Annotated in this window: 20 protein-coding genes and 1 pseudogene; 6 read left to right on the plus strand and 15 right to left on the minus strand. The window is 71.9% G+C overall.

Going from position 1 to position 22,731, the window contains the following annotated elements:
* Nucleotides 1-121 precede the first annotated feature (121 nt).
* Nucleotides 122-1,189, minus strand: coding sequence for a DUF2332 domain-containing protein (locus OP86_RS02075; protein ID WP_030255705.1), 1,068 nt, complete (start codon nucleotides 1,187-1,189; stop codon nucleotides 122-124).
* Nucleotides 1,190-1,227: 38 nt separating this feature from the next.
* Complete coding sequence (locus OP86_RS37665; protein WP_324604083.1) at nucleotides 1,228-1,839, minus strand: LysR substrate-binding domain-containing protein; 612 nt, start codon at nucleotides 1,837-1,839, stop codon at nucleotides 1,228-1,230.
* Here OP86_RS37665 and OP86_RS37670 point away from each other — a divergent pair.
* Entirely contained in the window at nucleotides 1,816-2,496 is a 681-nt protein-coding gene (locus OP86_RS37670) for an MFS transporter (protein WP_324604082.1), read from the plus strand. The genes OP86_RS37665 and OP86_RS37670 overlap by 24 nt on opposite strands.
* Here the strand turns inward: OP86_RS37670 and OP86_RS36365 are convergent.
* From OP86_RS36365 to OP86_RS02120, 8 genes are all read right to left on the minus strand, one after another.
* Nucleotides 2,388-2,762: a hypothetical protein gene (locus tag OP86_RS36365; protein ID WP_157849644.1), complete on the minus strand. Its 375-nt coding sequence runs from the start codon at nucleotides 2,760-2,762 to the stop codon at nucleotides 2,388-2,390. The two genes, OP86_RS37670 and OP86_RS36365, sit on opposite strands and share 109 nt — an antisense overlap.
* A gap of 122 nt (nucleotides 2,763-2,884) precedes the next feature.
* The gene (locus OP86_RS33240) at nucleotides 2,885-4,030 is read right to left on the minus strand and encodes an SUKH-4 family immunity protein (RefSeq protein ID WP_030057043.1); all 1,146 of its coding nucleotides are present in this window, start codon (nucleotides 4,028-4,030) and stop codon (nucleotides 2,885-2,887) included.
* Between the two features lie 181 nt (nucleotides 4,031-4,211).
* Nucleotides 4,212-5,228 (minus strand): hypothetical protein, encoded by a 1,017-nt coding sequence (locus OP86_RS38985; RefSeq protein ID WP_324604081.1) that lies wholly within the window; start codon nucleotides 5,226-5,228, stop codon nucleotides 4,212-4,214.
* A gap of 147 nt (nucleotides 5,229-5,375) precedes the next feature.
* On the minus strand, nucleotides 5,376-5,594 hold the full coding sequence (locus OP86_RS02100; RefSeq protein ID WP_030057045.1) for a hypothetical protein: 219 nt from the start codon (nucleotides 5,592-5,594) through the stop codon (nucleotides 5,376-5,378).
* A gap of 116 nt (nucleotides 5,595-5,710) precedes the next feature.
* Nucleotides 5,711-6,301, minus strand: a complete 591-nt coding sequence (locus OP86_RS02105; RefSeq protein ID WP_030057046.1) for a DinB family protein — start codon at nucleotides 6,299-6,301, stop codon at nucleotides 5,711-5,713.
* A gap of 173 nt (nucleotides 6,302-6,474) precedes the next feature.
* Entirely contained in the window at nucleotides 6,475-7,047 is a 573-nt protein-coding gene (locus tag OP86_RS02110) for a dihydrofolate reductase family protein (protein WP_030255686.1), read from the minus strand.
* 61 nt (nucleotides 7,048-7,108) lie between these two features.
* On the minus strand, nucleotides 7,109-7,849 hold the full coding sequence (locus tag OP86_RS02115) for an SRPBCC family protein (protein WP_030057049.1): 741 nt from the start codon (nucleotides 7,847-7,849) through the stop codon (nucleotides 7,109-7,111).
* Nucleotides 7,846-8,595 (minus strand): ArsR/SmtB family transcription factor, encoded by a 750-nt coding sequence (locus tag OP86_RS02120; protein WP_030255683.1) that lies wholly within the window; start codon nucleotides 8,593-8,595, stop codon nucleotides 7,846-7,848. The genes OP86_RS02115 and OP86_RS02120 overlap by 4 nt, the downstream gene beginning before the upstream one ends.
* 117 nt (nucleotides 8,596-8,712) lie before the next feature.
* On the opposite strand from OP86_RS02120, the gene OP86_RS02125 reads away from it, so the two are divergent.
* Genes OP86_RS02125 through OP86_RS33250 form a run of 3 tightly spaced genes read left to right on the plus strand, consistent with a single transcriptional unit; the run spans nucleotide 8,713 to nucleotide 10,443 of the window.
* Nucleotides 8,713-9,018, plus strand: coding sequence for a hypothetical protein (locus tag OP86_RS02125; RefSeq protein WP_158707012.1), 306 nt, complete (start codon nucleotides 8,713-8,715; stop codon nucleotides 9,016-9,018).
* Nucleotide 9,019: 1 nt separating this feature from the next.
* Nucleotides 9,020-9,694 (plus strand): Y-family DNA polymerase, encoded by a 675-nt coding sequence (locus OP86_RS33245; protein ID WP_051829562.1) that lies wholly within the window; start codon nucleotides 9,020-9,022, stop codon nucleotides 9,692-9,694.
* Nucleotides 9,622-10,443 carry a DNA polymerase Y subunit UmuC family protein gene (locus tag OP86_RS33250; protein WP_051829563.1) on the plus strand — a complete coding sequence of 274 codons (822 nt, stop codon included), beginning with the start codon at nucleotides 9,622-9,624 and terminating at the stop codon, nucleotides 10,441-10,443. The genes OP86_RS33245 and OP86_RS33250 overlap by 73 nt, the downstream gene beginning before the upstream one ends.
* 574 nt (nucleotides 10,444-11,017) lie before the next feature.
* Here the strand turns inward: OP86_RS33250 and OP86_RS02135 are convergent.
* From OP86_RS02135 to OP86_RS02145, 3 genes are all read right to left on the minus strand, one after another.
* Nucleotides 11,018-12,037: a DNA polymerase Y family protein gene (locus OP86_RS02135; protein WP_033330673.1), complete on the minus strand. Its 1,020-nt coding sequence runs from the start codon at nucleotides 12,035-12,037 to the stop codon at nucleotides 11,018-11,020.
* On the minus strand, nucleotides 12,034-15,435 hold the full coding sequence (locus OP86_RS02140; protein ID WP_030255677.1) for a DNA polymerase III subunit alpha: 3,402 nt from the start codon (nucleotides 15,433-15,435) through the stop codon (nucleotides 12,034-12,036). Before OP86_RS02140 ends, OP86_RS02135 begins: the two co-directional genes overlap by 4 nt.
* Before the next feature lie 572 nt (nucleotides 15,436-16,007).
* The gene (locus OP86_RS02145; protein WP_234434787.1) at nucleotides 16,008-17,714 is read right to left on the minus strand and encodes an RICIN domain-containing protein; all 1,707 of its coding nucleotides are present in this window, start codon (nucleotides 17,712-17,714) and stop codon (nucleotides 16,008-16,010) included.
* Between the two features lie 353 nt (nucleotides 17,715-18,067).
* Here OP86_RS02145 and OP86_RS35495 point away from each other — a divergent pair.
* Nucleotides 18,068-18,247: pseudogene (locus OP86_RS35495) on the plus strand (class I tRNA ligase family protein); the annotation flags it as partial.
* 134 nt (nucleotides 18,248-18,381) lie between these two features.
* On the opposite strand, the gene OP86_RS37675 reads toward OP86_RS35495, so the two are convergent.
* Nucleotides 18,382-19,593 (minus strand): RNA-guided endonuclease TnpB family protein, encoded by a 1,212-nt coding sequence (locus OP86_RS37675; protein ID WP_324604080.1) that lies wholly within the window; start codon nucleotides 19,591-19,593, stop codon nucleotides 18,382-18,384.
* A complete protein-coding gene (locus tag OP86_RS37680; protein ID WP_234434786.1) occupies nucleotides 19,590-19,931 on the minus strand; it encodes an SGNH/GDSL hydrolase family protein in 342 nt (113 codons plus the stop codon). Before OP86_RS37680 ends, OP86_RS37675 begins: the two co-directional genes overlap by 4 nt.
* 558 nt (nucleotides 19,932-20,489) lie before the next feature.
* Here OP86_RS37680 and OP86_RS02160 point away from each other — a divergent pair.
* Nucleotides 20,490-22,724, plus strand: coding sequence for an alpha-L-fucosidase (locus OP86_RS02160; RefSeq protein ID WP_030059361.1), 2,235 nt, complete (start codon nucleotides 20,490-20,492; stop codon nucleotides 22,722-22,724).
* Nucleotides 22,725-22,731: the final 7 nt, after the last annotated feature.

Here is a 22,731-nt window from a genome sequence, read left to right on the forward strand (position 1 = left end):
CGTTCGTCGTGACCGGGGCCGGTTCCTCCGGCCCTGGTCACGACGGTAGAAGCTGCCGCTGCGGCAGCTTCAAGCCCGAACGCACACCGGGCCGTCCCGGGCTGTCCCGGGCGGACGTGCCCTATGCGTCGCCGAACCAGTCCAGGGACTGCCCGTGCGGTCCGGTGAAGGCCACCGGCCGTTCGTCCAGGGCGAGCGCGAACAGCCCGGATCCGGCCGGGGCCGGGCGGGGGAGGCGTCGGGCGACGGTCGGCAGCACGGACACCGCCTCGTTGGAGATCCAGTGCCCGGGCAGCTCACGCATGCTCGTCGCGAACTCCTCCCGTGCCTCCGGCGGCAGGTACGCGAGGACGGCGCTGTGGAACACCACCGGCGTCGCCCCCGCCGGCACCTGCGCCACCAACTCCCGTACCGTCGCGTTGAGATCGCCGCGCACCAGCAGCGGCGGCTCGGCCCGGGCGACCCGGACGGCGCCGCGCAGCCGGTCCAGCCGATGGGCCTGCTCCGGCCAGACCAGCGACTCCAGCCAGCGCATGTCCTCCTCGGCCCGGACGTCCAACGGGTTGAGGTCGATCCCGGCCCGCCACACCACCTCGGGCAGCCGCTCCCGCAGGGAGGCGGTGAGCGGCACCGACCCGTTGACCGTGCAGTCCAGCGTCACCGGGCTCCCCGCCGCGCCGAACTCGGCCACCACGGCGGCCGCCCCAGCCGTCCGGGCTGCCCCGTCCGCCCTGCCCGGCCTGCCCGTCCCTTCCGCCCCAGCCGTCCCGTCCGCAGAGAGGTACCGGTAGCGGTACCGGTCCGGGTACAGGCAGAGCCCGGCCGAGGCGCCCACCTCGATCAGCGCGAGCGGCTGCGGCAGCGTCGCCAGCAGTGGCAGCAGGGTGGCGCAGCGGCCCGCCTCGTTGGTCTGCGTCCGCCGCTCCAGCATCGTCGCCGACACCTCGTCCCGGTGGGCCGTCACCCAGTCGTGGAAGGCCGGCCAGCCTGCCGTCACCGGCCCGCCCAGGTGGCGGACGGCACCGAACAGCAGGTTCGGCTGCCGCTTCGCGGCCGGCAGCCCGTCCAGCAGTGCGAGCAACTGCCCGTCCTCGGCGACGTGTTCGGCCAGGTCCTGGTAGACCGCAGAGTTGCCGCGTGCCTCCCGCTCCGCGAACGCGCGGTAGAGGTCCCCCGTAGCGCCGTGCATCTCTCACCTGTCCCTTCGAGTGATCGAATCGGCTCAGCCTATGCGGGGCCCGTCACGTCCCCCGCCGCCCGCAGCGCCGCGACCAGCGCTCCGAGCACCGGCTGCCCCCAGGCGCCCTCCCGTACGGCGGCGTGCAGGATGCGAACCGGTTCCGGATCGCGCAGTCTCCGCACGGAGACACCCGGGTGGCGCTGGGTCAGGCCCAGTTCGGGGACCAGTGCAACGCCCAGTCCGGCTGCGACGAAGCCCTGCGCGGTGGTGTAGTCCGCGCTGTCCACCGCGATCGCCGGACGGAAGCCGGCGGCCTCGCAGCCGACCCGGACGATGTCCCGGCAGGGGCCGGGCGGTTCGGCACCCACCCAGGGCTCGTCCGCGAGTTCGGCCAGGCCGAGGACGCGCCGGGCGGCGAGCCGGTGCCCCCGGGGCAGTACGACGCGGTACGGGTCGTCGCGCAGGTGGACCAGCCGCAGCCCGTCCGAGCGCGTGGCACCCCCGGGGCCGTCTCCGGCCCGTCTCCCGGCGCGGTCCCCGGCGCGGACCACCACCGCGAGGTCGGCGCGGCCGTCGCGCAGCTCGGTGAGCAGGTCAACAACCTCGGCTCCCAGCTGGTCAACACGCTGCTCCCGGTGCTGTTCGTGCGTGAACTGCACATGCCCGCAGGGGTGTTGGGCCTGTTCTGGGCGGTCGGCGGGGTCGGCATCCTGCTCGGCTCGCGCTGCGCCCGTCTGATCGCCGCCCGGCTCGGCCACGGCCGTACGCTCGCCCTGGCGGGCCTGTGCACGGCGCCCGCCGGGTTGCTGGTGCCGCTGATCGGCGGTGGGCCCTGGTTGTTCGTGGCGGGGGCGGGTTGGCTGCTGGTGTCGCTCAAGACCGGCACGGACAACGTGCTCGGGGTGAGCCTGCGCCAGCGGATGACCCCGGACGCGCTGCTCGGCCGGATGAACGCGACCTTCCGCTTCCTGCTCACCGGCGCGCTGGCGATCGGTTCCGCGCTCTCCGGGCTCCTCGGTGAATCCCTCGGGCTGCGGCCCACGCTCTGGCTCGGCGGAGCCGTCCTGGCGGCGGCCTTCCTGCCGGTGTTCCTGTCCCTGCTCCGTACCCGCTCCGTACCCGCCGGGGGCTGCCGGCGGTCGGGCCCGAGCCCACGAGCCGCGTCCCCGCACCGGCGGCGGCTGCCCGCCGCTGCCCCGGGGCCGGATCAGCCGGGCTCGTGCCCCGACAGCCACCCGGGCCCCGGGTACGGGCGCGGCCGGACGAGCCGGACCAGGCCGGTCGCCGACCAGACCACCGCCGTCAGCAGGCCGTAGAACAGCAGCAGCGCCCAGAACGGGGTGGTGGACAGGCTCTGCTGCTCGAACCGACACCAGGCGTCCGGCGGCAGCCAGGACGCGCCCGTCTCCAGCAGCCGCCCACCGCCCGGCACCAGGCCGTGCTCGCAGCGCTCGGCGTAGCCCAACGACCGTGCGTACAGCAGGCCGTACAGTCCACCCGCAGAGACGAGGGAGAGGACGGCGGCGCCGCCGAGGAGCACCGCCCGTCGACGTCGCCCCGCCGCCGCACGGATGTTCGCCATCAGGGCAGCGTACCGGCGCGGTCGCCCCCGGGCCGGAACGCCCGACCAACCGGCGGGGCCGACCGGGCCGACCGAGTCAGCCCGGTGAGCCGCACCGCCAGCGCCGGCAACACCGCCAGGATTCAGCCGAGCAGCCCGCCCATGTGCCCGTCCTCGGCGAGCAGCCGCCAGGAGCAGCCGGGCGAGGCGAAGGCCTCCGGGTCGACGGCCTCCACCAGCCGGTCCACCACCGTGCTCAGCAGTGACTGCGGGTCGAACACCGCCCAGGTGTCCCGGCCCCGGCCGTAGTCCCAGCGGTCCCACTCGGCGCGCAGCCGCTCGTACGTCCAGAGGGCGTAGAGCAGGGCGGACAGGTCGCGGTTCAGGTAGGCCTCGGGCTGGCCGTCGTCGTACCAGTCCGGCAGCTCCAGCCGGCCGGTGGCGCCGTCCAGGGCGATCGTGAGGTCGGTCGGCCAGTCCCCGAGGGCGATGAAGTCGCGCTGGTACGGGCGGTCCTCCTCGCCGTCGAAGTACTCCGGGTACGCCTCGCCCATGGTGGTCAGCGGCTCGTCGCACACCCCGAACATCGCCCCGCCCAGCGGCAGTCCGACTTCGGTCAGCAGTCGCCGGGTCGGTTCGTGCACCAGCGTGGCGGGCAGGTGCTCGGGCCGGAAGCGGTGTATCCGACCGGGCCCGTCGTCCTGCTCCGTCAGCGCCGCGAGTTCCGCGACGAGTTCCGGGCCGACCTCGTACGCGGGCCCGTCCGGGCCGCCCGGCAGGGCGCCCCAGCCCAGTGCGCGCACCAGCAGCGCGGTGCCCCAGTGCGCGGGCGGCGTGGCGCCGTTGCCGAACAGCCCGGGATCGATCGCCCGCATCCGCCGCTCGGCACCGGCCAGCACCTCGGCCACCACCGCAGGCCCGCGCCGCCCGTCCAGCGCCTCCGGCCGACGGGCGGCCTCGGCCACCGCCTCCACCTCCCGCACCAGCGCGGCCAGCGCGGTCAGGTCGGAGGCCAGCCGGTCCCGTCGGGGGCCGCCGTTGTCCAGGAACACCTCGCCGGTCGTGCCGTCCAGCAGCACCAGGTTGCCGACGGCGGCGAAGGGCGTGCAGTAGTCCGTCTCCCCGAGGACGAACAGCCGTTCGGCGTCCGCCGGGAACGGCCGCAGCACCCCGAACTCCAGGAACGCTCCCGTGGCCGGCAGCCCCTCCCGCGCCAGGAACTCCCGGCTCCCCGCGTGCACCACCCCGCCCGGCAGCCTCACCACCTGCTCGCACCCCACGTACCCCACCCTTCCCCTCCCCGGCGCCGACCCCCCAGACCTTAGGGTCTGTCTTCCTCCGCCTTGCGATGCACGCACCCCAACGCCGCCCCGCCCGCCCTGCGGGCGGACGACGGGAGTTCGAAGACAGACCCTAACGGCACCGCCCGACATCGCCACGCGGGTTTCGGTCCCGGGGCCGCGCCGGGCGTTACGCGGCCGCCGCCACCGGATCGACGTTCCAGTGCTCCGGCAGGTCCGCGTCGCAGAAGACGCAGGCGTAGTGCTCCTCGCGGACGAGGTTGCACTCGGCGCACCGGGGGCAGCGGCGGAAGACCGCCTCGTACGTGAAGGCGCCGGGGTGTGGCAGGCCGAGGCGGGTCAGGGCGGCGGCGACGGCGGGCCAGGAGGCGGTGTCAGGGCAGTAGCCGGTGGAGAGGTTGCTGACCGTCGCGACCTCCCAGCCGCCGCCCGACCGCCGGAACCCGATCTCCCCGGCGCTCAGCACCGGCTCCCCGCCCGCGCACGCCACGTGCTCGCTACGGCGCGGAGCGAGCCGCAGCATGCCGCCCAGGTCGACCACGAAGGTGAACGGCTCCGCCGACTCCGCCGCCGTCCGGAGGTCCGTCCGGGCGTCCGTCCGGGCGTCCGCCCAGGCGGCGAACTCGCCCGCCGTTCGCACCGGTTGACCGGCAGGGCCGGCCGACGGCGCCTCCCGGCCGTCTCCTGTCCCAGCCCCAGCCCCGGCCCCGACCCCGGCCGCCCGCAGCTCCGGCGGCCCCACGTACCGGTACGCCCGGCCGAAGCCGTCCGCCACCTCCGCCACGACGCCCCGTTCGGCCAGCCGCACCCGCAAGTACGCCATCTCGACGGCCGTCCCGCTCAGCCAGAAGTCCCTTAGCCGGGCGAGGAGTTCACGCACCTGCCGCAGCGAAGTCCCCGGGCGCTCGCGGAGCACCCGCAGTACTGCCACCGGGTCGGTGAGCGGAGCGGTGAGTCGGAGCCGGGCCGGTCCGTGGGCGGCCAGCAGCGCCTCGCGGACGTCCTCGGGCGTCGCTTCCGGCCCCCAGTACTCGCACATGGTGGCACCGCACTGCGGGCAGGTGCACTCGGCGTCCCACCACAACTCCCGCCCGTACATCAGGAACTGCCCGACGCTGCGGGCGGCGGTGCCCCCGCAGCCCTCGCACCGCACGTCCACCCGTACACCCTGCGCCGTACCGATCATGCCCGACACCCTACGGCGGCCCCGGTGCGACAGGGTTTCGCGGAAAGCGGGGCCGAAGCGCAGCCCGCCGCCCGACACTTCCGGCCCGGCCCGACACTTCCGGCCCGGCCCGGCCCGGCCCGGCCCGGCCCGGGACGGGCGTTGCGGTCAGCCGCCGGTCGGAGGCGCGGCGTTGCCGGGAGGGAGGGGCCAGGGCTGCTCGCCCGTCTCGCAGTGGTAGCAGCGGGCGACGGCGCCGTCGTGGTTGTACCACTCGTGGGCCCCGCAGTCCCGGCGGCCCTTCCCGAACAGCCCGCGTTCGGCAAGGAACCAGGGCAGGTGGCTGCGCACGCGGGTGCGCCATCGGTAGCGGCCGGTCGGAGTCATTCCGGGAGGTTAGCGCGGGACCCGGCGTTCCTGCAGGTCAAGGCCAAGGGCGAAGGCGGACAGGCCCAGACAGGCGGGTCCAGGCGGGTCCAGGCGGACAGGTCCAGGCGGGCCGGTCAGGCGAGCCCGCCGGCCTTTCGAGCCGCCTGCTCCACGCGGTCGTGGTGGGCCCGCCACCAGTCGGCGTCGCCCGCGGCGGTGTTGACGCCGTCGGGACGTTGGCCGACGGCGCCGTCCACGAGCTCGCGGACCAGGTCGGCGTGGCCGGCGTGGCGGTGGCTTTCGGCGATCATGTGGACGAGGACGCGGTGCAGGGTCTGCTCGGGTCGGTCGCCGAACGGCAGCCGGCCGGTCGCGTCCAGCGGCAGGGCCTCGATGGTGGCGTCCGAGTGCGCCCAGACCCGCCGGTAGCGCCCGATGATCTCCTCGGTGCTCTCGTCCGCCCGCGCCCACAGGTCGCCGTTCGGTTCGGTGTCGCCGATGAACCACAGCGGGGTCGGCTCCGGGAAGGGCCGTCCGAAGGTGGCGCCGAAGTACATCGCCTCGGCCCCGGTGAGGTGCTTGACCAGCCCGAGCAGGTTGGTTCCGGTGGGGGTGAGCGGGCGGCGCAGGTCGTACTCGGAGAGGCCTTCGAGCTTCCACAGCAGGACGTCGCGGGCGTCCTGGAGGTAGATCCGCAGATCGGTCTTGTCATCCGTCACAGTCATGGGATCAGTCTGTTGGTCCCATGGGGCCTGTCCACCGATTTCCGGTGCCGACCGGTCGCCAACCCGTGCCATGGTCAAGGCTGTTGACCCGATGGCCGCCGCGAAGGGCCGGGCGCGCCCCCCGGCCGGTATGGGCCGGACGGGGGGCGGGGGAGGGGAGCGCGGTCAGCGGATCAGCGGACGACGTCGAAGACCTGCTTCTGCAGGCCGTTGGCGTAGGCCTCATGCTCGACCAGCTTCAGCTTCTGGGTGTCCTTGTCCGTGGTGCTGAACAGGCGCTTGCCGGCGCCGAGCAGCAGCGGGTAGACGAGCAGGTGGTAGCGGTCGATCAGGCCGGCGTCGGAGAGGGCGTGGTTCAGGGCGGCGCTGCCGTGGACGATGATCGGGCCGCCCTCGGTCTCCTTCAGGGCGGCGACCTCGTCGACCGAGCGCAGGATGGTGGTCTCGCCCCAGTTCGACACCAGGTCGCCGTCGGTGAGGGTGGTGGAGACGACGTACTTCGGCAGCGTCTTGTAGCGGGCGAAGTCCGCCATGTCCGGCCACACCGGGCTGAACGCCTGGTAGCTGACCCGGCCCAGCAGCATCGCGGTGGCCTCCTCCTGCTCCCGGCCCTTGATCTCGTACGCCTCGGGGAGGAACTCGACGTCCTTGAAGGTCCATCCGGAGTTCCGGTAGCCGGGCTCGCCGCCGGGGCCCTCGACGACGCCGTCGAGCGAGATGAAAGCGGTGCTGATCAGGGTGCGCATGGGTGGTTCCTCGGTTTCTCGTGGGTGTTCGTGAGTCCGGCTGTGTGTCTGCGGCGGCGGTTCAGGCGAGGAGCCCGGTCAGCCACCGCTGCAAGGCGGCTTCGGCCCCGTCCGGTGTCGGGCGGGCGAAGAGGTGGTGGAACATCAGCACCAGCCCCGAGCCGTGGTGGAAGGTGTAGAGCCCGTCGGCGGTGCGGACCTCGAAGCGCTCGTCGTCCGCCCAGACCACCTCGCCGTCCAGCGGCGGCAGCCCGGCCGGCTCGCCGTGGGCCCGCGCGCCGACGACGACCGGGAGCGGCAGCGACAGGGCCCCGGCGAGGGCCGCGCGGACCTCCGGCTCCGGCCGACCGGCGGACGGCGCGGCGGCGAAGACGGGGACGGCGGTGCGCCCCGGGAAGTGGGCGAGGTACTCGCGGAGCGTGTGGAGGTGGAAGGGCCAGCCGCGGCGCAGGGCGTCGTACTCGTCCTGCCAGGTGTCGCCGAGCAGTCCGCTGTGGACGACGCGGAGCACGGTGGCGGCGCCGTCCCGGCCCTCGATCAGGTACTCGAAGGCCATGAAGCGGCCGTCCTCGGCGGTGGCCGTGCGGGTGGCCAGGCGCTTGCCGGGCTCGTAGGCGGTGACCACGGCCTTCTCGCGGTGGCCCCCGGTCTCCATGACGGCGGTGCCGCCCTCGCGCGGGTCCAGCTCGTTGCGGCCCATGAACCAGGAGTCGATCCCCGGCCCGGTGGCGATCGCCTCCCAGACCTGTTCCGGGCTCGCCGGCAGGGAGGTCTCCAGCTCGATCTCGAACGGGTGCGTCATCGTGGGTTCTCCTGGTTCGGTCCTGCTCCGGTCGGCTCTTCGTCGCCGCTCGCCCCGGCTCCTGCTCCGCTCGCCCCGGCTCCTGCTCCGCTCGCCCCGGCTCCTGCTCCGCCCGCTCCTGCTCCGCCCGCCACCGCGTCGCCCGCCCCCGGGCCGCCGGGGGGCGTCGCCGCGGGGATCTGGTGGAGCCCGACGATCACCCGGTGGCTGCGGCCCCCGGGGGCGGACTCGTCGTGGTAGCGGCTGACGAGGGTCGCCACGGCCTGGGCCAGTTCGTCGGCGAAGGCCGTCCGGTCGGCCGCGGAGGCGAACCGCACCTGCGCGTCGATGCCGAAGGTGGCGACCCGTCGCCGGGCCCGGGTGGCGCCGGTCAGCAGGGTGCCGACCTCCTGCACCAGTCGGGAGCCCAGGGCGAGCAGCCAGCGGGCGGAGAGCTGGTCGGGTGCGCGGGCGGGGTCCGGGCTGACGGCGGCCAGGACGCTGGGGGAGATCACGTAGGAAGCCGCGGTGGCGCGGTACACCCGTTCGGTGACGTTGCCCTTGCGCCGCTCCTCGGCGAGCTCGACGAGTCCGTGCCGTTCCAGTTCCTTCAGGTGGTAGTTGACCTTCTGTCGGGGCAGGCCCAGGCGGGTGGCCAGCATGGCGGCCGAGCCGGGCTCGGCGAGGGCGGCGAGGATCCGGGACCGTATCGGGTCCAGGCAGGCCTCGGCCGCGGCGGGTTCTTCGATCACGGCGACGTCCAGCACGCTTCCAGCTTCCATCCGACAAAAAAATTTGTCAAGGAAAAAAGGTTTGTCGGTAGCCCGTCCGGCCGAACCCTTCACCCGTCCGCCCCACGGCGCCCGGCGTGACCTGCACGGAGAGTGACGGGTGGGGGTGCCGAGTCGGTGCTGCGGCGCAGCGGCTGCGTGCTGCTGGTGGCGGGGCCGTGGCCGGGCGCGGTGCTGCGGCTGGGGGTGCGCTCCGGGCGCTGGTTCGGGCTGGGCGACGGCTACGGGCAGCTCACCGGCCGGCAGGTGGAGGTGGTGGCCGAGGGCCGCGGCGCGGCGGTGCGCGGCCGGACTGCCCGGCTCTGGCTGCCGGACGAGTACGGTGCGGTGCGCCCGGTGCGGGAGCAGCCGCAGCCGGTGGCGGAGCCGACGGAACCGCGCGTCGCGGCGGTGGTCTGAGATGGCGGAGGAACGGACCCCCCGGGTGCTGGTGGTCTGGTGCCCGGACTGGCCGGTGGTGGCCGTCACCGGCGACGACCCGGTGGCGGTGACCGAGGGCGGGCGGATCCTCGCCTGCTCGGCGGGCGCCCGGGCAGCCGGGGTGCGGCAGGGGCAGCGGCTCAAACTGGCCCAGCGGCTCTGCCCGGAGCTGGAGCTGCGCGACCGCGACCCGGAGGCGGAGACCCGCCGCTTCGAACCGGTGGTCGCGGCGGTGGAGGCGTTCACGCCCCGGGTGGAGGTGATCCGCCCGGGCCTGTGCGCGATCCCGGTGAAGGGCCCGGGCCGCTACTTCGGCGGCGAGGAGGCCCTGGCCGCCAAGGTCCGTACGGCGGTGGCGGATGCCCTCGGGCAGCCGCCCGTCCCGGACGCGATCCCGGGTGCGATCACCCCCGAAACCTCCGAAACCCCCAACCCTGCCGAGCTCCCCACCCCTGTCGAGCCCCCAACCCTGCCAACCCCGCCGAGCCCCCCGAAGCCCCCAAGAGCACCGAAACCCCTGGCGCAGCACCGGCGAACACCCCGCACGCCCTGGTCGGCGTCGCCGACGGCCTGTTCGCCGCCGTGCTGGCCGCCCGTGCCGGGGTGCTGGTCCCGGCCGGGCGGACGGCGGAGTTCCTCGCCCCGTACCCGGTGAGCACGCTGGGCGACGAGGCGCTGGCCGAGCTGCTCGGGCGGCTCGGCCTGCCCACCGTCGGGGCCTTCGCCGCACTGCCGTCCGAGGCGGTCGCGGACCGCTTCGGCCCCTCCGGGACGGTCGCGCACCGGCTGGCCCGCGGGCTGCAGCCACGCCCGCTGGTGCCGCGCGACCAGGAGCCGGACCTCGCGGTCGAGCAGCGCTTCGACCCGCCGGAGCCGCTGGCCGAACCGCTGGTGTTCGTCGCCCGCACGCTGGCCGAGGCGCTGCACGGGCGGCTGGCCGGGGCCGGGCTGACCTGCCGCCGGGTGGCCGTCGAGGTGGCCTGCGCGGACGGACGGACGGCCTCCCGGCTGTGGCGGCACGAGGGCCGGCTGTCGGCGACGGCGCTGGCCGAGCGGGTCCGCTCTGTCCCGGGTGCGACACTCCTCTCCACGGCCACGGCGGCGTCTTGGGGATCAGCGTCATCGAGCGCCCAGTCGTACCCGGCCTGCATCCCGCCCAGTGCCGCAACGTCCACCGGGACCACCGTGAGGTTGGTGCCGCCTCCACATGGATCAAGCGGGCCGGGCCTACCTGCGGAGCTTGGCTGGACCGGGCGCCTTCCCGTGCCGGGCGCCGCCTGGCCAAGGAGGACATCGAGCACCTGCTGTCGTTCCAGCAACGGCTGCTCGACCGGATCATGCCTGGGGAGGGACCAGCAGCATCGCACGACCACGGGGATCCCTCCACGTACTTCTTTGATCTGACGCTGGCAACCCGTCTGATCAAGCTGAGCTGGCCCTCCGGCAAGCACCTGCTGCCCTCCTCGGCTTTGGCCCGGGCGGTGGGCTGGCACGCAGACCCCGTTGTCGCCCTCATGACGCAAACCGGGGAACGCGGCCGGGGCAGCGACAGCCGGGACCAGATCCGCGGCGCGCGCACGGCTCCCATTGACGCGGCAGAGTGCGGTGCCCTCCTCCTCGCCGCCGAAAGGCTCCTGGGGAACAGGGAGTTCAACCCCTTGCGGGCGCGCGCGCTTCCACTGAGCCGGATGGCAACCGCGACCGCACCTACACGGGAGCGGCTGCAGGCCTACGCGAGGAAACTTCCTGATGCGTGCGACACGAACCAGTCACTCAAGGTGGATGCGGCGAGCGTCGTACGCGAATCCGACGCCAGGACCGCGCAACCGCAGCGCCGTGAACTGCCAAGCACCACAGGGACGCTATGACCTCTTGAAGCCCCGAGACCTGGCATTGAGCCCACACTTGAGAAAGGGCACGAGGTCTATCCCTTCCTGACCCCGAGGGGTGGCCGCCCGTAGAGCAGCAGGAGGACCGGTCATGCCCTCCGAGCTCGCGGGCGTGGTTCCATGAGAACGGCTGGGCACACAATCCCGGCACCGAAGCACTGCCCGGCCCGGTCAATGACCGGCTCCAGGGTGCGGGCGTCCTCGATGAGCCGGTCGAAGGTCAGCTGCTCTGCCGCCTGCGCCCCTGTGGCCAGCTCGCCGACCCGGACGGTCACCGCCCGCACGCGGGCCCGCTGCAGTGCGAGTGCGGAGAACAGCTCGTACAGCACCCGTTGCAGGGCGGGGGTGTGGGCAGTGGGCTCGCGCAGGGTACGGGAGCGGGTGGTGGTGGAGCGGTCGGCGTAGGTGACCTGCAGTTCAACGGTGCGGGCGATCTGTCGGGCTGCCCGCAGCCGGGCCCCCAGATCGGTGGCGGCGGCCAGCAGCGCGCGCCGGACCTCGGCGGGGTCGAGGACGTCGCGGTCGAAGCGCTGGGTACTGGTGATGGTGGCAGGTGGTCCGGCCGGTGCGATAGTGCGCCGGTCAGTGCCGTGGGCGCGCTCGTGCAGGAGGCGGCCGGTGGAGGCGCCGGCGATGCGCTGCACGGTGGCGAGCGGCAGGTCGGCGAGGTCGCCGACCGTCTCGATCCCGTACCGGGCCAGGGTGTGCTCCATAGCGGGCCCGATGCCGGGCAGGACGCGCAGTGGGCGGCTGCGCAGGAATTGCTCCAACCCGGCCGGGCTGTCGGGCAGGACGTGGACGGTGCCGGGTGTGGCGGTGTCGGCGGCCAGGGTGGCGAGCATGCGGTTGGGTCCGATCCCTCCCGTGCTGGCCAGTCCGTACCGGGCCGCGAGGCGGGTCTGCAGCCGGTCCGCGAGTTGCGTCGGTGCCAGGCCGAAGTAGCGTGTGGCACCGGCCAGATCCAGGAGCGCGCTGTCCGGAGGGAGTGCCTGGACGACGGGGGTGGTGTCGCCGAGCACCGTGAACAGTTCGTGGTAAGTCTCGAAGTCGGCGCGGTGAACGCGCAGGTGAAGAATCGTTCCTGCACCGGTCGTGTTGGTGGTGGTCATCCGGCGCTCCCCTGACTGGCGTGCCACAGCCGGCCCGCACCGCCGCCGGACCGCGGCCGAACCCTCTGTGCGCCGTCGGTGGTGGGGTCCGGTGCGTGGTCGGTGGCGAGCAGGGACCGGACGGCGGCGGTGCCGCCGTCCTGGTGGGCGTCGGCGATCTCCTCGAGGTTCCATGCGTGGGTGCCGATCACGGTGACGGACTTGCCGCGGCGCGAGACGGTGCCGCGGGCGAGCAGCAGGAAGTGGTGGAAGAGCGGGTAGGCGGCCTGCTCGTGGGTGTCGTCGAAGTAGGTCAGGTCGACCTGGCCGCCCTTGCTGCCGTCGTCCAGCGACACGAAGATGGTGCGCCGTCCGGAGCGCATCGGCGGGGTCTGGATGGCGACCTTCGCTCCGGCGACCAGCACGGTCGCGCCAGCCGGCTGTTCCCGCAGCAGGTGGGAGGGGGTGACGCCGAGTTCGTCCAGCAGTGGATGGAGCGGTTCCATGAGGTGCCGGGAGGCGTCCAGGCCGATCACCTCCAGCTCGGCCTCCATCTCCTGACTGAGTGTCATCTTCGGCAGTCCGCTCGTCCCTGCGGGAGGGGCGGCGGGCGGGGCGAGGGTGAGCTGGCCCGGGCCGACGGCGGCGCGGTGGTGGCGGTGGAGTTCGTCGATCTGCAGGAGCAGGTCGCGGCGCTCGCTGCCGGGGGCGAGGGAGGCCAGGGCGCCGATCCGGGCGAGGCGGTCGGCGACCGGGTGGCTGGGCCGGGCGCGGGCCCAGAAGTCGGCGAGGTCGTGGAAGGGCTGGCTCTCCTGGATGCGGGCGGCTTGGTCGGTAGTGATGCCGCGGACTTCGGCCAGCGAGATGCGCAGGCCCAGGCGGCCGTCCGCGAGCTGCTCGGTGCGGTAGTTGGCGGCCGAGTGCTGGACATCCAGCGGCAGGATCGGAACCCCGCGCCGGCGGGCGTCGGCCAGCACGAGTCGCTTGGGGTACATGCCGGGGTCGTGCTCAAGCAGCCCGGCGTAGAACGGCGCCGGGTAGTGCGCCTTCAACCAGGCGCTCTGCAAAGTGGGCAGGGCGAACGCGGTCGCGTGGGCACGGGCGAAGCCGTAGGCGCCCATGTTCTCCAGCATCCGCCACACCTGGTCGACCACCGTCGGCTGGTATCCGGCCTCAGCGGCGCGCTGCCGGTACCAGGCCTGGAGTTTCGCCAGCCGCTCGGGCTTGGCCAGGGCGCGCCGGGCCTCCTCGCCCATGGCCAGGTCAGTGCGGGTCATGGTGGCGAACAGGCCCGCCACCTGCTCGTTGTAGATGACCACGCCGTAGGTGGAGCGCAGCCACAGCTCCAGGTCGGGGTGGGGGTAGGCGATCGGCTTCGTGCCGTGCCGGCCGAGCAGGAAGGGCCGGATCATGTCCGCCTGCACCGGGCCCGGACGGAACAGCGAGATCTCCGCGACGAGGTCGGCGAACGTCTGCGGCTGAAGGCGGCCCAGCAGGTCCTTCTGGCCGGGCGACTCCAGTTGGAACACGCCCAGCGACTCGCCCTCGCGCAGCAGCTCGAACGCCTCGGGGTCATCCAGCGGGACCTGGGCAGGGTCGTCCAGGTCGATCCGCTCGCCGGTGGTCCGCTCGATCTCCCGCACCGCGTACGCCATGGACGACTGCATGCGCACGCCCAGCACATCGAGTTTCAGGAGACCGAGACCGTCGCCTTCGACATCCTCCTTGTCGAACACCGTCGCCGGGAAACCCTCGCCGGCGGTCGGCACGACCGGGGTGCGCCGCAGCAGGGTGGCGTCGGAGAGGATGACGCCGCACGGGTGCATGGCCGTGCCGCGGGGAAGCTCGTCGAGACCTTCGACCAGGTCCCACAACCTGCCGTACCGGCCGGCCACGGCGGCGACCTGCCGCAGTTCCGGCAGTTCCCGCAGCGCGGTGCGGGCCGAGCGGGCGGTGATGTGCGGAAACGCCTTGGCGAGCCGGCCGACCTCGTCCGGGGGCAGGCCGAGGGCCAGGCCGGCGTCGCGGATCGCCCACCGCACCCGGTAGGTCTCCGGCATCGACAGGGTGCACACCCGCTCGGTGCCGAACCGGTCCATGATCCGGCGGTAGACCTCCAGGCGGCGGGCGGACTCCACGTCGATGTCGATGTCCGGCAGGGAGCGGCGGCGCAGGTTGACGAACCGCTCCATCAGCAGCTCGTGGTCGAGCGGGTTGGCGAAGGAGATGCCGAGCAGGTGCACGACCAGGGAGCCCGCGCCGGAACCGCGCGCCTGCACCCGGATGCCCATCTCCCGAACGTCATCGACGATGCGGGCGACCGTGAGCGCATACGAGGGCCAGCCGAGCGTGTTGAGTACCTGCAGCTCCGCTTCCAGGCGGGCGCGCATCGTGGCGGAACGGTCGTAGCCGTGGCGGACCATCGCCGCCTCGCACCGCTCGCGCAGCACACGAGCCGACCGGCCGGGGGCCACGTCGATGACGTGCTCCTCGGGGAAGTGCACCCGCCCGATCCCCAGGTCCGCGTACGGATCGAGGCGGCACTCGGAAGCGGTACGGGCGGTGGCAGCCAGCAGGTGCGCCGCCCCGCCCCGCTCCTGGCCGGCCGCGCGGACCACTTCCTCGGCAAGGTCGGCCATCTCGGCGGCGTCCTTCAAGGACCGCTCCCCGTTGCAGACCCGGCCTGGCTGGAGGGGGGTGAGCAGCCGGGCCGCATCCAGGACGTCGGCGATCGCAGCCCGGTCGCCGGTCGCGTAGCGCACGGCATTGGTGAGCACCGTCGACAGGTCCAGCTCGGCGGCAAGACCCACGGTGCGCGCTGCCAGCCGCAGCGACCCCGGCCCGGTACCGGTGCGTCGGTGGTGCACGGCTTCCAGTCGCAGGTACTGCCCGAAGACGTCACGCCACGGCGCCAGCAGCTCTGCCGCCCGGTCCGTGCGGCCGTCGGCCAGCACCCGCACCGGTTCGGACGCCGGACCCAGCAGTACAGTCAGGCCTTCACTGTGCTGCTGGATCGCGCTCCAGGGCACGATCGGCTGCCCGCCGCCTGCCTGTTCCCGGGCGGCCCAGCCGGCGGTGATCAGCGCGCACAGGTTCGCCCAGCCCTGCCCGTCCCGGGCCAGCAACGTGACCCGGGGCGCGGAGTCGGCGACGAACGCCCCACCCCGAGCAGGCGTGCGGCCCCGCTGGGCCGGCTGTACCTGGCCGAGGAGCGGGACGGCGAGGTCCGCCCCGAACAGCGGCCGGATCCCCGTCCCGGCACAGGCCCGTGCGAACCGCACCACCCCAGCCACCGTGTCCCGGTCGGTCAGCGCCAGCTCCCGCAGGCCCAGCTCCGCCGCCCGTTCGACCAGGTGACCGGGCAGTGAGGCGCCGTAGCGCACCGAGTAACCGGAGGCGACATGCAGGTGTGCGAACACCCGACATCACCTCCAGCTCCTGCGGTCAGCCCCCTTCGTCGACACCCGGCTCCCCTCCGGCCCCTCCAGCGTAGACCTTATTCGATCGCTTGTTCGATGCATCGGTCAAGCCATTACCCCAGGTGGAGCGGCCGTGACTCACCGCTGCACGGCGCCCGAATCTGCCATCGGGCATGCCATGGCAAATCCCCAGGGCATCCTGGTCACATCTGGCCGCCGCGAACATGGTCAGGGTTGGTCTTGACGGGAACCGGTCTACGCGCGCCAACCGGAGCTTCTCCGAGCGCGCGCGACCACTCAGGCCGGGCGCACCGTTTGAGGCCGCTGGCACGGCCCCAGGTACTGCGCCGGAACCGCCCTGGGACAGCACTGGAGGCCGCCACCCTGCTGGGTGGCGGCCTCCAGGCGTCAACGGCACGCGCCCTGGCCCTCGATGGCACGGTCCGCGCCACGGCGACGGTCCGGCCGGCGGGAGACCAGCTCGAGGGTGGGTCGAGGTCGGTGCCGCCGGCGACCAGATCGACGGACCGGCGCCGACGCCATCCGAGATGGGGCCACAGTCGTGCATTCGCCTACTTGAGCGGAGTGCCGCCCGAGTTGCGGTAGGCGATCGTCTTGTTGATCAGGTTTCCGCCGTCGGTCTCGGGCGTGGTCTGTTCCGTCCAGCCGGCGCCGAACAGGATGCCGCCGACGTGTGCGTTCGCGACCTGGTCCAGGTGCGAGAAGAACCAGTCGACCTTGTCGTCCTTGTAGTGGTTGGGCGTGTTGTTCTGCGCCATGTTGCCCAGGGGGACCTGCCACAGGACCACCGGCTTGCCCACGGACTCGGCCATCGTCTTGTAGAAGCCGAGCGCGGCGAAGCCCTTCTGGTCGTTCCAGAAGGTGTCACGGCTGCCGTGGGCGGGCAGCGCGTACCAGCCCGCGTCGCGGTCCGTCACGTCGGTGACCAGGAAGTCGGCGTTCTTCGCCCCGAGGTCCGCGTAGTCCTTGGCGCACTGCGGGGTGTTCTGCTGCCAGTCGAAGCAGGACAGGTGCAGTCCCACGCCGGTGTTCGGCGCGTACTTGTGCCCCATCGAGATCAGGCACTGGGCCAGGCCGGAGGCGCTGTTCTCCTGCGATCCGCAGTCCGTGGGGTTCGCGGCCGTGACCTGTGCGGCGACCTGGTGCGGGTTGCCGAGCGAGCGGACGTAGCCCCAGAAGTCGGGCTCGAGGTCGATCATGTCGTGCGAGGTGCCGATCTTCTGGAGGAAGAAGCGGTAGTCGTTCAGGTAGCGGGTGAGCAGGTCGGCCCTGTTGATGGCCTGGACCTCGCCCGGACCGTCGCCCTGGCCCGCCGCGTCGCCGAGGTCGCGCAGCGAGTACCAGGTCCAGAGCTGCTTCTGCGGGCGCGGCTTGCCCTGGTAGGTCGCATGAGCTGCATTGGCGTCCTTGTAGGTCACGTACGTGCCGGGCGCCGTGGTGCTGCCGGTCCAGCAGCCCCACCAGCCCGACCACGCGTCCTGGCAGCGGGCCGCCGTGTAGTAGTCCGACGAGGGCGCGGGCTGGCTGTGCACATAGGCGTACTGCACGTCGAACGGCGCGGCGCTCGCCGAGGCGTCGGACATCGAGCCGCCGATGAGCACCGTGCTGCTGCCCATGAAGCTCTTCGCCGGGCTGCTGCCGCCGCCCGCAGGCGCCGGAGCGGCCGGGGAGGCCGGCGGCGCCGACGTCGGGTGGTTACTGCTCGTGGCCTGGCTCGTCGGAACACTGCCGCCCGGCGTGGCAGGGGTGGTGGGCTTGGCGGGCAAGGTGGGCGCGGCGCTGCTGCCGGAGCTCCCCGTGTTCCCGGTGCCGCTGATGCTGCCGGCCGGGACGAGCTGCCACTGCTGGTTCGCGCCGTTCCAGTCGTGGTACTGGGCGATCTGGCCCCCGTCGGCCTTGGAGCCGAGCGGGACCTCGACGGCTTTGCCGCTGAAGGTGTTGATCAGACGCACGTAGCCGTCCGACGACTTCTCCAGGTGGAACCGCTGGTTGGCGCCGTTCATGTCGTGCCACTGCCCGACCTGGGAGCCCTCGGTCTTCGACCAGTTGTAGTCGTCCAGCACCTTGCCGGAGTACCGGTTCTGCAGCCGGTAGTTCCCGTCACCCGAGTCGATGAACTTCCACTGCTGGTTCGCCTCGCCGGTGCGGCTCCACTGCACCACCGAAGCGCCGTCGTACGCGCCGTAGCCGTAGTCGTCCAGCACCTGGCCGGTGTTGTGGTTGACCAGCAGGTACCAGGAGCCCGTGTCCACGGACACGGTTCCTGCCGAAGCCGTGTTGATCACCACCACGGAGCCGCCCGCGACCGCCAGGCCGACGGCCGCCCAGAAACCCCGGCGCTGGTACAACTTGCGGCTGCGGTGCGTCCGCTGCCCCGGAACGGCCGAGCGGGACGACACGCGACCACGGCGACCGCGGCGGGCGCGGCCGCCGGGCGACGCCTCCGACGACGTGGATGGGCGAGGGAACATGTCGGTGCTCACTTTCAGCCGGTGTCTCTGACCGGACCACTTGGCCGGACACCACTGAGTGGCCGCAGACGACGAAAAGGTTGCCGCGAAGAGCCACAGATTTTTCCGCCTTGACCGCCTTCCGTCCGCCGCGGAGCACCGACGGGCACTTCCTGCCGGACCGGTACATCGTCAGCACCTGCCCGCACAACGACTACGACCAGGCCTGAAACCAGTTCGAGAACTGCACCCGCGTCCTCAACCCGACCGACCTACTGGAGCTCCGCTCCGCCATCAGCGACAGCTCGGACCTGGACTTCCGTGAGACCAAGCACCTGTTCCGGTCACCCCGCCGCCATTGCTGTGCCGTCAACTTCTCGGCCCTGAAGGACCGAGCTTGTCACTCGATCCTGGAGCTCTGATTGCAAGTCGTACTCGCGGCTGCTGCCGTAAGTCGCCTGCGTCCTGCACCGTGCTAGGCGTGTCGCCTGACGGTGCTGGGGCTGGGGTCCACACGGACCACCGCGACACCCGCGCGTCGCGCCTTGTACTCGACAAAGCTGCCGAGCTGGGCGAAAGCCCAGGAGTGCAGTCGGTACCGCTGTTCTTTCCTGGCCGTAACCCTCTGGCGGATTCCCTTGAGATCTTCCAGGGCGATCCCGCGCGAGGTGCGTTCAGCGGTGGTGACGATGGTCTTGGAGATGCAGTGGTTGGTGTCGGTGGCGAAGCGGGACTCGCGGCGGCGCAGCGCCTTCAAACGGCGTTTGGCGGACTTGGTGCGCTTGGCTTGCAGCTTGGCGACGGTGGCGCGCATCCGCTTGCGGTACCGGTCCGCGCGACGCCCGGACATGATCCGGCCGTCGCTGGTGGTCGCATTGACGATCCCGAGATCCACGCCGATCCAACCGGTCGGCTCGGACAACGGGGGGTCGGTAAGGTCGATGGTGGCGATCAGGAACCACTGGCCATCACGGTGGACCAGATCGGATTCACCCCGGCGATGCGCCAGGAGCTTCAACGCCTCCGGCGAGCACACGAACGGGATGCCCTTGATCCGCCCCGCGACCGTCCAGATGGAGACGGTCCGATCGTCCAGGTTCCACGTCAGCATTCGGTCATCGAACGGCTGCGCCGCGTCCTCACGAAAGCTGATCGGCTTGGACTCCGCCTCCCCTCTCGGACAGTCCCACTGCCGCGGCGGGCGTGTGCACGGAGCGCGGGCGACCGCGTCGGCGAAGTCCGTGAACGCGGCTGCGGTGTGCGGGACGGGGGTGCGAGCCCGTCCCGCACACCGCGGGATGTCCGGAGGCAGGCCCGGACGGCTGCTGAGGCGCAGTGCGTCAGCCGAGCGTCCACTGCTGGTTGCCCGCCGGCGCGGCGCAGGCCGTGCCGACCTGTTGGGATGCAGGAAGTCGGCCAGGTCTCCCACGTTAAGCGTGCTCATGTCAACATAGCCGACATGCTTGCCCGCCGCCTGCTCGTTGCTCACGATCCCGGGGATGGCCTGGTTGTACGCCGAGCGGTACGGCTCCTCGGTGGAACTGGTGGACACGATCAGCGAGGCCACCAGCACCGTGGCATCCGGCACATCGGCGGTGATCTGGTCGATCAGTGACTTCAACCGAGCGCTGGCAGTGGAGGCTTGATAGCCCTGGTTGAGGTCGTTGGTGCCGATCTCCAGCGTCACGACGTTGGGACGGTACCGGTCCAGCGAAGCGTCGACCAGGGGGCGATCTGGTCGATGCGGTATCCGGAGTGCCCCTCGTTGTCGGGGTCCGACATCGAACCGTTGCGCACCGTGCCGACGAAGTCCAACGGGTGCCCGTCCGCCGCCAGTTCGCTCCACAGCGGACCCCGGTAGCCGTTGCCCGTACTGCTCTGCAGGCCCCAGGTGATCGAGTCGCCCAGTGGCATCAGCCGAATAGGCGTGTCCGGCGCGGCGGAGGCCGGCGTCACGCCTGTGGCCAGCGCACCGAGTACGGCGACGACGAGCGCGACGAAGAACCCCGCCCATGGCTTTCTCATCAGAAATCCCTTCTCTGTCGGCGGATCCCGAGCACGGCCGGACGTGTTCGCGCTCGCGCATCCCGCCCCGCGTCCGCCTGCCCTCGCTCCGCTCGGGTGGGCGCTTCCAGGCCGCTCCGCGCCCGGCCCCGATGACTCAGCGGCCCCGCCTCGGCGTACTGGCCCGAGCCCCGGCCGACAGTGCTTCCTCGTAGAGATATCACGCACTCACCGCTGCCGAACATCCCATGTATGCCACAGACTTCAAACTCCGTGACGAGGGGGGAGGGCTCACCGCATTGCGTCCAATACCGCTTGCAGCGGCCTTGCGCCCAGCGATCGACAACTCGCTGCCTGGCCCGATACATCCCATGTATCGGGCCAGGCGACTCGTTCTGTCCTACGTCTTGACAGTCACCCTGAGGCTGCCAGAATCGGCAAGGCCGTAGAGCTGTTATCGCTCACATCCCTTGTCCCCCTCGCGCGCTGCAGGTCGTGTCGAGCCGCACGGCATGCGCTGGCCGGGCTTCGGTGTCGCGGTCCGGAACCTCCCCCCACCCAACGACGAAGGATCCAGCCATGGCGATCAACAGACGTGTCTTCCTGTCGAGTGCCGCCGGCATCGTTGCCGCCGCGACGGCGAACCTGACGATCGGTACGGCGAAGGCGCTCGCGGCCCCGTCGTCCTACTCGCCCACCTGGGCGTCCGTGGACCAGCACCCGCCGGCGCCGGAGTGGTTCCAGGACGCCAAGTTCGGGATCTACTTCCACTGGGGCGCCTTCAGCGTCCCGGCGTACGGCAGCGAGTGGTACCCGCGGAACATGTACATCCGCGGCAACGACGTGAACAACCATCACATCGCCACCTACGGGGACCCGTCGGTGTGGCCGTACAACAACTTCCTCGACGGGGCCCGCGACAAGTCCGGCAACTGGGTGCAGTTCTCGCCCAAGTTGGCCTCCCAGGGCGGGAACTTCGACCCGGACGCCTGGGCCCAGCTCTTCGTGGACGCCGGCGCCCGGTTCGCCGGGCCGGTGGCGGAGCACCACGACGGCTTCTCGATGTGGAACAGCACGGTCAACGAGTGGAACTCGCTGCAGCGCGGGCCGAAGCTGAACCTCCTGCAGATCTTCCGCGACGCGATCCGGGGCAAGGGCCTGAAGCTGCTGGTGGCGATGCACCACGCCTACAACTTCAACGGCTACTACGACCACGCGCCGGCGCAGCCGACCGCGAGCCTGCAGAAGCTCTTCGGCCAGCTGGGCAGCACGGCGGAGAACCAGCTCTGGTACGACAAGCTCAAGGAGGTCGTCGACCTGGCCCAACCCGACATCCTGTGGGAGGACTTCGACCTCTCCAAGGTCGACGAGACGCAGCGCCTGAACTTCCTGTCGTACTACTACAACCAGGCCCTGGGCTGGGGCAAGGAAGTCGTGGCCACGTACAAGGACGGCTACGACAACCTCGGCGAGGTCTTCGACTACGAACGCGGCGGCCCGGGCGACATCGCCAACCCGTACTGGCTGACCGACGACAGCATCTCCAGCTCCAGCTGGTGCTATACCGTCGGCATCGGCTACTACTCCACCCAGCAGATGCTGCACGCGCTGATCGACCGGATCAGCAAGAACGGCAACATGCTGCTCAACATCGCTCCGATGGCGGACGGGACGATCCCCCAGGGCCAGAAGGACGTCCTGCTGGGCATCGGCGACCACCTCCACCGGTTCGGCGAGTCCCTGTACGCCACCCGGGCCTGGACGGTCTACGGGGAGGGGCCGACCAAGATGGGCGGCGGCTCCTTCACCACCCCCGTGGCGGGCACGAACCAGGACTTCCGGTTCACCCGCAGCAAGGACAGCACAGTCCTGTACGCCACGGTCCTGGGCTGGCCCGGGAGTTCCACGACCATCAGCACCCTGGCCGGCGGCCGCATCGACCTCAGCTCCCTGACCTCGGTCCAGTTGCTGAATCCGACCGCGGGCACGTACACCAGCCTGCCCGCCCCGACCCAGGCGGGCGACGGCCTGCACATCACCCTGCCGTCGTCCTCGGCCCCGTTCAGTGCCCTCGCCTACGTGCTGAAGTTCACCTTCTCCGGTCAGATCCCCGTCCTCCAGCCCGGGGGCACCGGCGTGGTCACCGCGTACAGCGACGTCTCCTACGCGGGCACGGCGGCCGGCTTGGTGCTGGGCGGCTACACGGCCGCCCAGTTGCAGAGCGCGGGTCTGGCGGCGCGGACCATCTCGTCCCTGCGGGTGCCGGTCGGCTACCAGGTGATCGGCTACTCCGGCGACAACTTCACCGGGACGGCGTGGACCTTCAGCGCGGACAACTCCGATCTGCGCAACACCGGCAACAACGACGCCATCACGTCGCTGAAGGTGATCTTCAACCCGGCCACCTACTTCCGGATCAGCAACGTCACCGACGGCCTGGCCCTGGATAGCGGCGGCAACGTCGCCTCGGGCAGCAACCTCAAGCAGTGGACCTGGAACGGCAGCACCAACCTCCAGTGGCAGGCCGTCGACCTCGGCAACGGCTACTACAAGCTGGCCAACCGCACCAACGGCATGGTCGCCGACGGCTGGGGCGCCACCTCCAACGGGGCCCCCGTCCAGCAGGCTGCCTGGAACGGAGGCAACAACCAGCAGTGGCAGATCACCAACCGCGGCAACGGCCTGTACAGCATCGCCAACCGCACCACGGGTCTGGTCCTGGACGGCGGGGGCCAGGTCGCCTCCGGCTCCGTCACCAAGCAGTGGGGCTGGAACGGCAGCCCCAACCTCCAGTGGTCCTTCATCGCACAGTAGGCCGCCG

Origin of the sequence: Streptomyces novaecaesareae (assembly GCF_000716875.1) — a bacterium.
In the GTDB taxonomy this organism is placed as follows: Bacteria; Actinomycetota; Actinomycetes; order Streptomycetales; family Streptomycetaceae; genus Kitasatospora; species Kitasatospora novaecaesareae.